The sequence below is a fragment of the Collinsella aerofaciens ATCC 25986 genome (assembly GCF_964239575.1).
In the GTDB taxonomy this organism is placed as follows: Bacteria; Actinomycetota; Coriobacteriia; order Coriobacteriales; family Coriobacteriaceae; genus Collinsella; species Collinsella aerofaciens_BQ.
In genome coordinates, this window is the sequence record NZ_CAXSQQ010000020.1 from 18,810 (window position 1) to 32,836 (window position 14,027).

Consider the following 14,027-nt stretch of genomic DNA (forward strand, 5'->3'; position numbering starts at 1 on the left):
GATTGCCAACCACGTTATTTAGATAAAGCGAGATGCATGCAAGTCGCAGGCATCTCGCTTGTCGTATTTGCTATCATCATGCGAGTTAACGATGTGGCGGGGCGTTCTTACCTTTGCTCGCTGCAAGTTCCGCACGCAAAGAAGAGCACTAAATGTGCTCTTCGTCTTGCGCAGGACTGTCCGCAGCAGCGAGTAAAGGTAAGAACGCCCCGCCCCAACCGAGATAACAAAGGAGCTGATATGTGCGATTGCACAGATCATAAGGACGAGATCCCTGTCTACGACGCGCAGGCCATTGAGTCCCGGTGGATGAAGGCCTGGGAGGACTCCAACCTCTTTGCCGTCGACACCGACGACAGCAAGCCCAAGAAGTACGTGCTCGAGATGTTCCCGTATCCGTCGGGCGACCTGCACATGGGCCACGCTCGCAACTATACCATCGGCGATGCCATGGCCCGTCAGGCCCGCATGCGCGGCTACGACGTGCTGCATCCCATCGGCTTCGATGCCTTTGGCCTGCCTGCCGAGAACGCCGCCATCAAGCACAACACGCAGGCTGCCGCCTGGACGTATAAGAACATGGACCAGGCGCTCGCCACGATGAAGCGCATGGGCTTCTCCTACGATCTGGATCGCATGGTCAAGACCTGCAGCCCCGACTACTACCGCTGGGGCCAGTGGATCTTTGAGAAGATGTGGGAAAAGGGCCTGGTCTACCGTAAGAAGAACCCGGTCAACTGGTGCCCCACCTGCAAGACCGTTCTGGCTAACGAGCAGGTTACCGAGGGTAAGTGCTGGCGCTGCGGCACCGAGCCCGAGAAGCGCGACCTTGAGCAGTGGTACTTCAAGATTACCGAGTACTCCCAGGAGCTGCTCGACGACTTGGAGAAGCTCCCCGGCTGGCCCGAGCGCGTCAAGCAGATGCAGGCCAACTGGATCGGCCGCTCCGAGGGCGCCGAGGTCGACTTTACCCTGTGCGACCAGGATGGCGAGCCCATCGAGGGCGACGAGGGCAAGATCACCGTCTTCACCACGCGTGCCGATACCCTTTTTGGCGTCTCCTTCTTTGTCCTGGCTCCCGAGTACGCCGGCCTGCATGAGCTCGTCGAGGGCACGGAGTACGAGGAGGCCGTCACCAAGATCGTCGAGGATGCCAAGCATATCTCCGCCGTCGAGCGTGCCCAGGGCACCCTCGAGAAGCACGGTGCCTTTACCGGCCGCTACGTGGTAAACCCCGTTAACGGCGAGAAGGTCCCCGTGTGGGTTGCCGACTACGTTGTTGCCGACTACGGCACCGGCGCCGTCATGGCCGTTCCCTGCGGCGACCAGCGCGACTTTGAGTTCGCGCGCAAGTATGATCTGCCGATCGTGCCGATCATCCTGGACGATGACGACCGCGCAGCCGTCGAGGCCAGCGGCGAGACCATCGATACCTTCCATGCCGAGACCGTCGACTGGGATTGCGCTCATGCTGCCGAGGGCACGCTCGTCCAGTCCGGCAAGTACACCGGTATGCGTGGCGGCAAGCACTCCGAGGGCGAGGCTGCCATCGTGGCCGACCTCGAGGCCATGGGCTGCGGCCGTCGCAAGGTCGAGTTCCGTCTGCGCGACTGGCTCATCAGCCGCCAGCGCTATTGGGGCAACCCCATCCCGGCCATCCACTGCGAGCACTGCGGCATTGTGCCCGTGCCCGAGGATCAGCTGCCGGTGACGCTGCCCGAGAACCTGGACCTGGGCGCCGGCGAAACCCTCGCCGAGTGCAAGGAGTTCTACGAGACCACCTGCCCGGTCTGCGGCCGCCCGGCCAAGCGCGAGACCGATACCATGGACACCTTCACTTGCTCCAGCTGGTATTACCTGCGCTATACCGATCCTCACAACACCGAGCTGCCCTTCTCCCGTGAGGCCGCCGACCGTTGGATGCCCGTCGATAACTACATCGGCGGCATCGAGCACGCTATTTTGCACCTGCTCTACAGCCGCTTCTTTACCAAGGCACTGCGCGACCTGGGCCTGCTGAGCGTGGACGAGCCCTTCACCAACCTGCTGTGCCAGGGCATGGTCAAGGACGAGAACGGCGACACCATGTCCAAGTCCAAGGGCAATGTCGTGCCCCCGAGCTCGGTCATCGAGCCCTACGGTGCCGACACCATGCGTTTGGCGATCCTGTTTATCGCCCCGCCCGAGAAGGACTTCGACTGGGATCCCAAGGCCGTCGAGGGCGCCAACCGCTTTATCAAGCGCGCCTGGCGTATCGTTTGGCAGCTCGTCCAGTCCGGCGATGCCAACGTGGCCTTCGACAAGTCCGCACTCGACGAGGTTGCGATGAAGCTCTATCGCGAGCGTCACCGCACCATCGCCAAGTGCACCGAGGACTTCGATCGCGGCCAGTTCAACACCGCCATCTCGGCCGTCATGGAGTTCGTTAACGCGGCGAGCGCCTACCTCAATGCCACTGAGGGTACCGCCCGCGACAAGGCGCTGTGCTACGGCGTGGCCAAGGATATCGTGAGCGTCCTTGCCCCCATCTGCCCGTTCTGGGCCGACGAGCTGTGGCACGAGGCGCTCGGCTGCGAGGGCAATGCCTACACCGCTGCCTGGCCCGAGTTCGACCTGGCCGAGTCCGTTGAGGACACGGTGCAGATCGTGGTCCAGGTGCTCGGCAAGGTCCGCGGCCGCGTCGACGTTGCCCGCGATGCCTCCAATGTGGATATGCAGGCTGCCGCCGAGGCCGCCGTCGCCAAGTGGCTCGACGGCAAGACGGTCGTCAAGGCCATCTGCGTGCCCGGCAAGCTGGTCAACCTGGTGGTCAAGTAAGCATTGCGCGCAAAGCTGACATGCAATAAACGAGGGACGGCCCGTTTGGGCCGTCCCTCGTTTTGTGTTGTATGCCCTGCTTAATCATTGCGTCGCACCGTCTTCTACGGGATGTGTACCAGGTCCCTAAAGTAAACGTTGCCCGTTGCCTCTTCGAACATCCAGATGTTGAGGTAGATGTCGTTGAGGTCTTTGTTCACATCAAAGTCCGGATCGTCAAAGGTGCCCACAAAGGTGAGCATGGCGCGCGTTTCCTCGCCCGCTGCGACCTGCTGGCGCATGCGCACATCGCGGACCACGCCGTTGACGTAGGCATAGGAGTCCACATCGCCAAACATCATGTCGACACCGGTGTTGTTGGACGCTGTAAAGACGAGCGCAGCGTCCCCGTAGCCGTCGGTGTCCTTGCCCGCGCAGGTAACATGGACGTTCTCGTCCGCCTCCAGGTCGATGGGGAACTGTTCTTGGGGGTCGGAGCCCAGGCCCTGGGGATCGACGATGTCTTCGTTTATTTTGTCGAAGCTCTCCGATGGCGTCGTTTTCTCGATGGCTTTGGTGCTGCCAGGGTTCGGTTCGCATGTTCCGGTTTTGCCATTCGTGTTGCCGCAGCCCAAGAGGGCCAACGAGCACGTTGCGATGGCGAGTGCAGTTATGCAGGGGGTGCCTAGACGTTTCATGTGTGCCTCCTTGCCGTAGGGGATTTGGAAAGGTTCGTCGTTGCGCGACTTGCTGGCTGGCTTGTTGCAGAATGCCCCTTAGCGTAAGTCTGATCGATAGGGGCTCGGGGAGGAATGCCCTTGGGGTCCGAACGGGCCTGTGGAATGGGACGCATGGCCCGTTTTGGGGCTGTTGAGGGTGCGCCGCATGGGGTTCCTCGACCAATTGTCCTATTCTTGTGGAGAAGCTGTGCGCACGCTGACCTGCAGATTCGTACTGTGCTTGCACGTTTCCGCAGCTATTGGTATAGTTTGCTTGCAAATGAAGTTGTAATTGAAAGAAGTGGGGTTTCGGCCCCGCTTCTTTTTTGTATGGATGGAGGTGCCGCAATGGTCAAGACCAAGACCGAGCAGGCGATCATCGACGCGCTCGAGGCCGTCGCTCCCCAGCACGATGTCGACATCGTCGACGTCGAGCTCGTGGGTGCCACCAAGGCCCCCTGCGTGCGCGTGCGTATCGAGGGTGCCGAGGGTCAGAGCCTGTCGCTCAACGACGTCACGGCCAACACCAAGTGGGTCGGCGATGTGATTGAGGAGCTCGACCCCATCTCTTCGAGTTATACGCTCGAGGTGTCGAGCCCGGGCATGGCGCGCCCGCTACGCCGCCCGTGCGACTTTGCCCGCTTTGTGGGCGAGAACTGCGAGCTCACCTCCACCGCCACCGAGGGCCGTCGCAAGTACGCCGGCAAGATTGCCGCCGCCACCGAGGCGAACGTGACCCTCGAGCTCGAGGACGGCGAGTCCGTCACCCTCGATTTCTCTGATGTTAAAAAGTGCAAGTTGAAGCCCACCTACGACTTCAAGCCCGCGAAGGAAGGAAAGTAAGATGGCAGCATCCGACATGATGTCCGCCCTGATGGAGCTTTGCCAGGAGAAGCACATCGACCAGCTCTACCTGATCGACCGCCTGGAGCAGTCGCTCGCCAAGAGCTATGCCGAGATCCTGCATCTTGAGTGGGGCGCCAAGGTGACCATCGACCGCACCACCGGCAAGATCTACGTCTACCGCCTGGAGCCGATCGACGATTCCATGGACGAGGAGGGCAACTTCACCGAGTTCGAGGAGATCGACGTCACTCCCAAGAACACGAGCCGCATCGCCGCCCAGCACGCCAAGGCCGAGATCAACGCCATCGTGCGCAACTCCGCCCGTGAGCAGATCTACGAGGAGTTCTCCGGCCGCATCGGTGACCTCATCAGCGGTACCGTGCTGCAGTCCACGCCCGACTTCACGATCGTCAAGATCCGCGAGGGCGTCGAGGCCGAGTTGCCGCACTTCGATCAGCGTCGTTACGAGAACGAGCGCAACGAGCGTCCGATGGGCGAGCGCTATCTGCACAACCAGCACATCAAGGCCGTGATCATCGACGTTCGCGACCCCAACTCCAACCTGCAGCCGGTTCGTGGCGAGCACAGCCGTCCGCCGATTGTCATCTCCCGTACTCACCCCGAGCTCATGCGTCGTCTGTTTGAGCAGGAGGTGCCCGAGATCTATGAGGGCACCGTCCAGATCAAGTCGATCGCCCGCGAGCCCGGCCAGCGCTCCAAGGTCGCCGTCCACTCGCTCGACGACCGTCTGGATCCTGTGGGCGCCTGCGTCGGCCCCAAGGGCAGCCGTGTTCGCGCTGTCGTGGGCGAGCTCCGTGGCGAGCGCGTCGACGTCATCCTTTGGGATGCCGATCCTGCCGTCTACGTCGCCAACGCCCTGTCGCCCGCCAAGGTCACCCGCGTCCTCATCGACGAGGAGAAGGCCTACGCCGGCGTCATCGTGCCCGACGACCAGCTGTCCCTCGCCATCGGCAAGGAGGGCCAGAACGCCCGCCTCGCCGCGCGCCTGACCGGCTGGCACATCGACATCAAGTCCGAGACGCTTGCCGCCGACATCCTCAAGAACGTTCCCGTTCACGAGGAGCCCGCCGCCGACCTGATCGGTGACGAGGAGGACGGGGACGTCCGCCGCTGCGAGTACGTGTCCGAGGACGGCATCCAGTGCCGCAACCAGGCTCGTCCCGGCTCCCGTTTCTGCGGTGTCCACGACACCGACGCCTTCGATGATGCGGAGGACCTGATCTAGCGCGCGGACGCGCCGGGCGGGTCCCGGCGCGTCTCCCACGCTCGTTCAGTCTCTAGGCACCCAAGGTGCCAGAAAGGGTAGGTGAAGTCATATGGCAAAAGTCCGTGTGTCCACCCTGGCCAAAGAGTTCGGCATGACCTCCAAGGAACTGATGGGTCATCTCGCCGAAATGAAGATTCCCGTTAAGTCCGCTTCCTCCACCTTGGAGGAAGCTTATGTCGCCATGGTCCGCAAGCAGCTCGCCTCGGTGATCGAGGCCCGCGCCCAGGAAGTCGAGGCCGCCAAGCAGGCCGAGGAGCAGGCGGCTGCCGCCGAGGAGGCCGCACGCGCCGCCGAGGCCGAGCGCGAGCGCATCGCCGCCGAGAAGGCACGTGAGGAGGAGCGCCGCCAGTTTGCCGCAGCCCAGGCTGCCGAGGAGGCTGCCCGCGCCGAGGCCGAGGCCAAGAAGAAGGCCGAGCAGGAGCGCCTTGCCCGCGAGAAGGAGGAGGCTGCCCGCGAGGCCCAGCGCCGCGCCGTTCCCGCTTCCGACTCCGGTTCCCGCTTCCGTTCGCTGCTCGACCAGATCGCCGCACAGGAGACTGTGCTCAAGGAGAAGAAGGACGCCGAGGACAAGGCCAAGGCCGAGCGCGCCGCAGAGCGCGGTAACCGTCGTGGCGGCAACAACGACCGCCGCGGTGGCCGTCGTAACGATCGTAACGCTTCCGACAACAACTCCGAGCGCAACGCCTCCGAGAGCCGTTCGCACAGCCATCGCACCAACGCCAGCAACAACGTCGCTGCCGGCATGGACTTCCCCAACCCCGATAAGCAGGGTAAGGGCAAGAAGCGTAAGGGCGGTCACAACAACGAAGAGGACCACTACAGCCGTATGGCTCGCGAGGCCGAGGAGTACAGCCGCGAGAAGGTGCTCGAGGAGGCTCGTGCCGCCGTCGAGGAGGCCTCTCGCGAGTCCACCGGTCGCCGCAAGAAGCGCAAGGAGAAGCGCGAGCGCGAGGCTGCCAAGGCTCAGGAGGAGCGCAAGATAGAGGAGGCGCTGGCCCAGGGCGTGAACCCCGAGGACCTCGACGCCATCAAGGTCTCCCAGGGCGTTACCGTCCAGGAGCTTGCCGAGGCGCTCGACGTTCCGGCCAACGACATCATCAAGCGCCTGTTCCTGCTGGGTACGCCGCTCACGATGACGCAGTCCATGTCCGACGACCTCGTCGAGCTCGTTGCCGACGACCTGGGCCGTCAGATCAAGATCATCACCCCCGAGGAGGAGAACACCTTCTCGTTCTACGACGATCCCGCCGACCTTAAGCCTCGCGCCCCGGTCGTCACCGTCATGGGTCACGTCGACCACGGCAAGACGTCGCTGCTCGACGCCATCCGTCACACCGGCGTTGCTGCCGGCGAGGCGGGCGGCATTACGCAGGCCATCGGCGCTTCGCAGGTCATGATCAACGACCGCAAGATCACCTTCATTGATACCCCGGGTCACGCCACCTTTACGGCCATGCGTGCCCGTGGCGCCAAGGTGACCGACATCGTCATCCTGATCGTCGCCGCCGACGACGGCGTCATGCCCCAGACGGTCGAGTCGATCAACCACGCCAAGGCCGCTGGCGTACCCATCGTCGTTGCCGTCAACAAGATCGATAAGCCCGGCGCCAATCCCGACCGTGTGCGTCAGGAGCTCACCGAGTACGGCGTCATCCCCGAGGAGTGGGGCGGACAGAACATGTTCGTCAACATCTCGGCCAAGCAGAAGATCGGTATCGACGACCTTCTGGAGACCGTGCTGCTCCAGGCAGACGTGCTCGAGCTCAAGGCCAACCCGGACACCTTTGCCTCCGGCAACGTCCTCGAGGCCAAGCTCGACAAGGGCCGCGGCTCGGTCGCTACCGTGCTCGTGACCCGCGGTACCCTGCACGTGGGCGATACGCTGGTCGCTGGCCTTACCTACGGTCGCGTCCGCGCCATGCTCGACCCCAAGGGTCGCGCCGTCACCGAGGCCGGTCCCTCCGACGCTGTCGAGATTCTGGGTCTGCAGTCCGTGCCCAACGCCGGTGACGAGTTCCGCGTGTTCGAGGACGAGCGCGAGGCTCGCGCCCTTGCCGACGAGCGTTCGCTCAAGGCCCGTATCGAGGAGCAGAGCCGCGTCAAGCACGTCACGCTCGAGAACCTCTTCGAGACCATCGCCGACGCCGAGGTCAAGGAGCTCAACCTGATCATCAAGGCCGACGTCCAGGGCTCTATCGAGGCCCTTCAGGACTCGCTCGACAAGATGGATCAGTCCGAGGTTCGCATCAACACTATCCACTCCGCCGTTGGCGCCATCAACGAGACCGACGTCGTCCTGGCCGACGCCTCCAACGCCATCATCATCGGCTTTGGCGTCCGTCCCGACGGTAAGGCCCGCTCCGCCGCTGAGCGCGAGGGCGTCGAGATCCGTTGCTACGACGTCATCTACAAGTGCCTCGAGGAGCTCGACGCCGCCCGTATCGGTATGCTCAAGCCCACTGAGGTCGAGGTTGCCACGGGCACCGCGACCGTCCTGGACACCTTTAAGGTGCCCAAAGTCGGTATCGCCGCCGGTGTCCGCGTCGAAGAGGGCGAGATCGCCGCGACCGATTCCGTGCGCCTGGTGCGCGACGGTATCGTGGTCTTCAATGGCAAGATCGCCTCGATGCGCCACTACAAGGACGAGGCCAAGAGCCTCAAGAGCGGTTCCGAGGGCGGCATTGGCCTGGAGAACTTCCAGGACATCAAGCCCGGCGACCAGATCGAGGGTTACCGCATCGACCAGGTTGCCCGTACCGAGTAGGGGGTAGCGCTATGAAGCAAACGCAGGCAACCCGCCGTCTGGGCGAGCAGCTTCGCGAGAAGCTCGGTTATATCCTGCTCTTTGAGGTTTCCGATCCGCGTCTCGACCTGGTTACTTTGACCGCGGTCGAGGTCGCGGTGGACCGTTCGTTCGCGCGTGTGTACGTGTCGTGCGATGCGAGCCGCTACGACGAGGTCATGGAGGCGCTCGCAAGCGCCAAGGGCCGTATTCGCAGCCTGTTGGCTCGCTCGCTCGATTGGCGTGTCACACCCGAGCTCGATTTTCGCATCGATCGCTCGACCGATGAGGCCGAGCGCATCACGCGTGCGCTGGAAAACGTTCCCGCCACGCTTGCGATCGAAAAGGACGAGGACGGCTATCCGATAGCGGATGCCGCCCAGGAGGCAGCTTTAGATGACTAATTCCGCCGACCTCGCCTCGTGCGAGTCTGCAGATATTCAGCGACGCATCCTCGAGCTCATCGAGGGTGCGTCCTCCATTGCGATTTCGGGACATACTTCTCCCGATGGCGATGCCTTGGGCTCCGTATTGGGTCTGGGCCTTTCGCTCATGAAGTTTTTCCCCAACAAGGACATTGCGCTGCTGCTGGCAGACGATGACCCGGTTCCGCGTATCTACCGCTTTATGGAAGGCTCCGATCGCCTGGTGCCGGCATCTGCGTACGCCGGCAATCCTGACCTGTTCATCTCGGTGGACGTACCGGTCGTCGAGCGCCTCAATAATTCCGCCGAGGTGCTTCGCCGCTCCAAGCATGTGGTGTGCTTTGATCACCATCCGGCGCGCGAGGAGTTTGCCGAGCTCAGTCTGAGGCGCGTCGATGCCGCGGCCTGCGCCATGATCATCGACCGTTTCTTGGACAATTGCGGCATTGTCGCACGTGACGGCGTCGCGACCTGCTTGCTGTGCGGCTTGGTGACCGACACCGGTCGTTTCCAGTACCAGAACGCCGATGCTGCCGCGTTCCATGCTGCTTCGCGCCTGGTGGCGCATGGCGCCAATCCGGCTCGTGTCGCACTCGAGGTCTATCAGAGCATGCGCGTCGAGTTTTTGCACCTCAAGTCCATTGTCATGGGCCGTATCAAGACGGTCGCGCACGGGCGCGTGGCGTATAGCTATGCCTTCCAGAGCGACCTTGAGGCCTGCGGCGTCACCTCGGATGAATGTGACGGTCTGGTCGATGTGGTGCGTTCGGTGATGGGCGTCGAGGTCTGCCTGTTCTTAAAGGGCATCGACGGCGATACCAAGGTGCGCGGCAACCTGCGCTCCAAGGGTGACCTCGATGTGTCCGAGATCGCTGTCAACTTTGGCGGTGGCGGGCATCATGCCGCCGCCGGCTTTTCCAACAACGGAACAATTCGCGAGACGCTCGCCGTGGCACTTCCCATGCTGGCCGAGCTGGTGGGGGAGGATCCCGCTTCGGTGACCGTCGAGCTTTAACTTTTTGGATGGTACATGGCTCGTCGTACGCCTTCTCAACTGAATATGCTGCTCGCCGTCGATAAGCCGGTGGGCTGCACGTCCCACGATGTGGTCTCGCAATGCCGACGCGCCCTCCATGAGCGGCGCGTCGGCCATGCCGGCACGCTCGACCCCATGGCATCCGGCGTCATGGTGGTGGGCGTGGGCCAGGCTACTCGTCTGCTGGGCATGCTAACCCTCGATACCAAAAGCTATGTCGCCGACATCTCGTTTGGCGCCGAGACCAATACCGATGATGCGGAGGGCGAGGCGGTCCGCACGGTGGCTGTTGCCAACGAGCTCCGCGATCCTGCCTATGCTCGTGAGCGCTTGGCCGCCATGCTGGGCCCGCAGATGCAGGTGCCGCCGGCGTTTTCTGCTATCTCGGTCAATGGCGTTCGCGCCTACAAGTCTGCTCGCGAGGGCAATGCGGTGGACCTACCTCCGCGCCCCGTCGAGGTCTATGCCGCCGACCTGATCGCCGTGGGCGGCGAAGGTGATACGTGTGTGTGGACCGTGGCGTTCTCGGTGAGCAAGGGCACCTATATCCGTGCGCTCGCTCGCGACCTGGGCCACGCTTGCGATAGCGCCGCGCATATTTCCGCGCTGCGCCGCACGGCTTCCGGTGTTGTTTCCATTGGCGCTTGTCATGCGGTCGAGGAGCTTTCTCCCGAGTCCGCGGCTGGCTTTGCCCTGGATCCCATTGCGGCCCTGGGCGCCACACGTGTTGACTTGCCGGGCAATCTTGCCGACGACCTGCTCTGCGGCCGACGCATTCCCGTTGAGCGTGCGCTTGCCGATTTCGATTCCTCGAAGGCGCCGTTTGCGTTGGTGCTCGATGGGGGACTCAAGGCGCTCGCCCGCATTGAGGGCGGCCGCTTTGTCATGGAGCACGTGTTTCCGCAGGCAATCGGCGGTGTTCGATGATGTTGTCCGCTCGCGAGCTCGCGCGTGTCTTTTTCGCGGGCGAGTCAGACGAGGCTCGCATCGTTGCTGCCGATACGTTTGATGAGTGTGAGCACTTGGGTGCCGCTTCAATCGCCATTGGCGTGTTCGACGGCGTTCACCGTGGACACCAGGAACTCATCGAAGCGCTTGTCCGTGATGCCCGTGCCCATGGCTGTAAGGCGGTCGTGGTTACCTTCGATCCCGACCCGGACGTTGTGGTGAGCCCTTCGCCCGCTCAAAAATTGATGACGATGGCCGACCGTCTGCATGCCTTGGCTCAAACCGGGGTCGATGCGGTGGTGGCCGTTCCCTTTACGCCTGAGGTTGCGGCGCTTGACCATGTTGATTTTCTCTCGCTGGTGTCGCGTCTGGTCGACATTCGATCGATTCGCGTTGGCAGTGACTTTAGGCTGGGTCGTGGCGGTGCTTCTGGTGTTGCCGAGATGCGCTCCTGGGGTTCCGAGCACGGCGTTGACGTGTATGGTCACGACCTGCTTTGCGAGGGCGGTGAGGCCATTTGCGCCACCCGCATTCGTCATGAGCTGGGACAGGGCCATGTGGAGCTTGCTGCTGGGTTACTCGGCCGTCCGTATATGGTGCGCGGCGGTGTTACTCGCGGCCGTCACGAGGGTTCTGGCATGGGCTTTCCCACGGCAAACTTGCAGGTTCCCGACGGCATTCAGGTGCCAGCCGATGGCGTGTATGAGGGTCTGGTGCTGGTCGATGACACCGCGTGGCCCGCTGCTGTGAACGTCGGCCTGCCGCCAACGTATGCTGACGATGCGGCATCTGCGCATCTCGAGGCTAATTTAATTGGTTATACGGGCGACCTGTACGGCGCTTCCGTTTCGCTGGCGTTTACGCGCTGGCTGCGTCCCTCGCGTGTGTTCGATTCGCTGGATGAGTTGATCGCGACCGTCGAGGGTAATATCGAGGATATTCGTCACAACTTGGGCGATCAGGGGGTGAGCATCCGTGATTAGCGATGAGGAAAAAGACCAGGTACGCGCTGCGTCCGACCTGGTTGCCATCGTGCAGGAAACGGTCGAGCTCAAGCCTCGCGGCCATGAGTTTTGGGGATGCTGCCCCTTCCATGGCGAGAAGACGCCGTCCTTCCACATTATCCCCGCCACGCAGGTGTGGCATTGCTTTGCTTGCGGCGAGGGTGGCGACGTTTTCACGTATATCATGAAGCGCGAGAACCTGAGCTTTCCCGAGTCAATCCGTTACTTGGCCGATCGCGCGGGTATTGAGCTGCATGACACCGGAGATCGCCGCGAGCGCGGCACCAAGCGTGCCCGCATCTACGATCTGTGCGCCGAGACCGCCCAGTTCTACCACACCATGCTCATGCGCGGTAAGGACGGCCGTCCGCGCGAGTACTTTGCCAGCCGCGGCATGGGCGGCGACGTCTGCCGCCGCTACTGCCTGGGCTTTGCACCGGGCCGTAACGCGCTGGTGTCGCACCTGTCCCAGGCGGGTTTTACCCCGCAGGAGATGATCGACGCCAACGTTGCCGTGAGTCGCGGGCGCGGGCAGCTTGCCGACCGCTTTTACGACCGCGTGATGTTCCCCATCTTTGACGAGCAGGGTCACAACATTGCCTTTGGCGGTCGCATTATGGGCGACGGCCAGCCTAAGTATCTCAACACCGCCGAGACGAGCGTGTTTCATAAAAAGCGAAACCTCTACGGCTTTAATTGGGCCAAGGAGTTTATCGTCGCGCAGGATACCGCCATCGTGGTAGAGGGCTATACCGATTGCATCGCCTGCTGGGAGGCGGGGATTAAAAACGTTGTTGCCACGCTGGGCACCGCCCTCACGGAGCACCACGTCAAGACGCTCACTCGCTTTGCCAAGCGCATCGTGTATATGTTCGACGGCGATGCAGCGGGCCAGAAGGCCGCCCGTCGCGCGATTCAGTTTATCGAGCAGGATTCCATGGACCTGCGCTGCGTGGTGCTCCCCGACGGCAACGACCCCATGGAGTTCATCACCGCACATGGTGGCGAGGCACTGCAGACGCGCATCGACGCTGCCGAGCCGCTTATGGACTTTGTCTACCGTTCGCTGCAGGAGTCGAGTGACATCACCACGCCGGGCGGTCGCGCTAAGGCGCTGGAAGATGCGCTGACGCTTATCTATCCGTTGCGCAACAGCTATATGATCGACACGTACTTTATCCAGATTGCCGATCTGCTGGGTTTGGATCTGGAGACGGTGCGCGCGAGCTCGGGTCGTGTGTTTCGCGATGTCGCCAAGCGCGAGGATGCGGAACGACGTCGTGAGCAGAACTATGAGCGCCAACGGGCACAGACTGAGCGGTCCGGTAGCGCGGGCGGTCGGGCGTCGGGTTCTCGCGATGCCGGTCGCGGTGCTTGGGCATCGGGCGCGACGCCGCCGGTGTCCGCGCCGGTCGAAGAAGAGCCGTACGACTACGTCCCGCTCGATGCCTACGGCGCCGCGCCCGTGGAGGTCGTCGACGACCTGCCGCCGATCGATGTGCCTGATGGTATGGGCGCTGTGCCTGTGGCTGACGGTTCGGGCGCACCGGCTGCGGCGGCGCCGATGGTTCTTACCGATCTTGAACGCAAGTCCTTGGCAGGGGAGCGCGAGCTGTTGACGATGCTCACGAGCTACCCCGACCTGTTCCGCACGTATGCCGACCGCATCTGCTCCATCGAGTGGGTTGACCCGCGTCACGAGTCCATTGCATGGGCCGTTCTGGCAACGCCGCCGGGAACCGATCCTGCAGCCTGCATGGATGCGGCGCGCTCAGTGTGTCCCGATGCGGCAACGCTTGTGAGTGCCGGGCGCATCTCCGCGACGAGCAAGCACCCCACCGAGACGAACATCGTGTTTATGCTCGATACGCTTGAGCTCTACACCATCAAGCGTCGCATGCGTGCCGCACAGGCCAAGCTGCGCCAGGACCGTTCACTCGATGATGAGGCCCGTCGCGCGCTGACCGTGCAGGCCGCGCAGGATTCGCAACGTCAACGCGAACTGCAAAAGTCGATCGGCGGCGTGGCGGACCCGTTCCGTTTGATCGGCCTGGAGGCCGCGGGCACCGAACAAGCCTAGATGTTGTGGTCAACCAGCGTATTCTCGGTTGATTTCCGATCTCAGCCGAACACATTGAGCTGATGGCTCGCTCCCGCAGTTAGCCGAACGCCCCCGCGGCCCC

At 62.8% G+C, this 14,027-nt stretch carries 10 protein-coding genes; 9 read left to right on the plus strand and 1 reads right to left on the minus strand.

The genetic code is table 11. The annotated features are described in order from the left end of the window. The first annotated feature begins 240 nt into the window (after positions 1-240). On the plus strand, positions 241-2,817 hold the full coding sequence (gene leuS, locus ACESUZ_RS08150) for a leucine--tRNA ligase (protein ID WP_373199493.1): 2,577 nt from the start codon (positions 241-243) through the stop codon (positions 2,815-2,817). A gap of 104 nt (positions 2,818-2,921) precedes the next feature. Here the strand turns inward: leuS and ACESUZ_RS08155 are convergent, their stop codons facing one another. Continuing rightward, complete coding sequence (locus tag ACESUZ_RS08155) at positions 2,922-3,494, minus strand: hypothetical protein (RefSeq protein WP_373199495.1); 573 nt, start codon at positions 3,492-3,494, stop codon at positions 2,922-2,924. Positions 3,495-3,863: 369 nt separating this feature from the next. Between ACESUZ_RS08155 and rimP the strand changes: the two genes are divergently transcribed. The 8 genes from rimP to dnaG all read left to right on the plus strand — a co-directional run bounded on the left by rimP (position 3,864) and on the right by dnaG (position 13,924). After that, positions 3,864-4,358 (plus strand): ribosome maturation factor RimP, encoded by a 495-nt coding sequence (gene rimP / locus ACESUZ_RS08160; protein WP_347486419.1) that lies wholly within the window; start codon positions 3,864-3,866, stop codon positions 4,356-4,358. Position 4,359: 1 nt separating this feature from the next. Beyond that, positions 4,360-5,607 (plus strand): transcription termination factor NusA, encoded by a 1,248-nt coding sequence (nusA, locus tag ACESUZ_RS08165; RefSeq protein WP_195445268.1) that lies wholly within the window; start codon positions 4,360-4,362, stop codon positions 5,605-5,607. 91 nt (positions 5,608-5,698) lie between these two features. Then, entirely contained in the window at positions 5,699-8,413 is a 2,715-nt protein-coding gene (gene infB, locus ACESUZ_RS08170) for a translation initiation factor IF-2 (protein WP_373199498.1), read from the plus strand. A gap of 11 nt (positions 8,414-8,424) precedes the next feature. Continuing rightward, on the plus strand, positions 8,425-8,835 hold the full coding sequence (gene rbfA, locus ACESUZ_RS08175; RefSeq protein WP_006234038.1) for a 30S ribosome-binding factor RbfA: 411 nt from the start codon (positions 8,425-8,427) through the stop codon (positions 8,833-8,835). Further along, complete coding sequence (locus ACESUZ_RS08180) at positions 8,828-9,871, plus strand: DHH family phosphoesterase (protein ID WP_373199500.1); 1,044 nt, start codon at positions 8,828-8,830, stop codon at positions 9,869-9,871. Before rbfA ends, ACESUZ_RS08180 begins: the two co-directional genes overlap by 8 nt. Positions 9,872-9,886: 15 nt before the next feature. Further along, positions 9,887-10,819, plus strand: a complete 933-nt coding sequence (gene truB, locus ACESUZ_RS08185) for a tRNA pseudouridine(55) synthase TruB (RefSeq protein WP_373199502.1) — start codon at positions 9,887-9,889, stop codon at positions 10,817-10,819. Continuing rightward, positions 10,816-11,823, plus strand: coding sequence for a riboflavin biosynthesis protein RibF (gene ribF, locus ACESUZ_RS08190; RefSeq protein WP_373199504.1), 1,008 nt, complete (start codon positions 10,816-10,818; stop codon positions 11,821-11,823). The genes truB and ribF overlap by 4 nt, the downstream gene beginning before the upstream one ends. Beyond that, positions 11,816-13,924 carry a DNA primase gene (gene dnaG, locus ACESUZ_RS08195; protein WP_373199506.1) on the plus strand — a complete coding sequence of 703 codons (2,109 nt, stop codon included), beginning with the start codon at positions 11,816-11,818 and terminating at the stop codon, positions 13,922-13,924. The genes ribF and dnaG overlap by 8 nt, the downstream gene beginning before the upstream one ends. Positions 13,925-14,027: the final 103 nt, after the last annotated feature.

Bases quoted from the DNA above. Each gene is read 5' to 3' on its own strand.
- leuS (WP_373199493.1), top strand. From the start codon at position 241: ATGTGCGATTGCACAGATCATAAGGACGAGATCCCTGTCTACGACGCG.
- ACESUZ_RS08155 (WP_373199495.1), bottom strand. From the start codon at position 3,494: ATGAAACGTCTAGGCACCCCCTGCATAACTGCACTCGCCATCGCAACG.
- rimP (WP_347486419.1), top strand. From the start codon at position 3,864: ATGGTCAAGACCAAGACCGAGCAGGCGATCATCGACGCGCTCGAGGCC.
- nusA (WP_195445268.1), top strand. From the start codon at position 4,360: ATGGCAGCATCCGACATGATGTCCGCCCTGATGGAGCTTTGCCAGGAG.
- infB (WP_373199498.1), top strand. From the start codon at position 5,699: ATGGCAAAAGTCCGTGTGTCCACCCTGGCCAAAGAGTTCGGCATGACC.
- rbfA (WP_006234038.1), top strand. From the start codon at position 8,425: ATGAAGCAAACGCAGGCAACCCGCCGTCTGGGCGAGCAGCTTCGCGAG.
- ACESUZ_RS08180 (WP_373199500.1), top strand. From the start codon at position 8,828: ATGACTAATTCCGCCGACCTCGCCTCGTGCGAGTCTGCAGATATTCAG.
- truB (WP_373199502.1), top strand. From the start codon at position 9,887: ATGGCTCGTCGTACGCCTTCTCAACTGAATATGCTGCTCGCCGTCGAT.
- ribF (WP_373199504.1), top strand. From the start codon at position 10,816: ATGATGTTGTCCGCTCGCGAGCTCGCGCGTGTCTTTTTCGCGGGCGAG.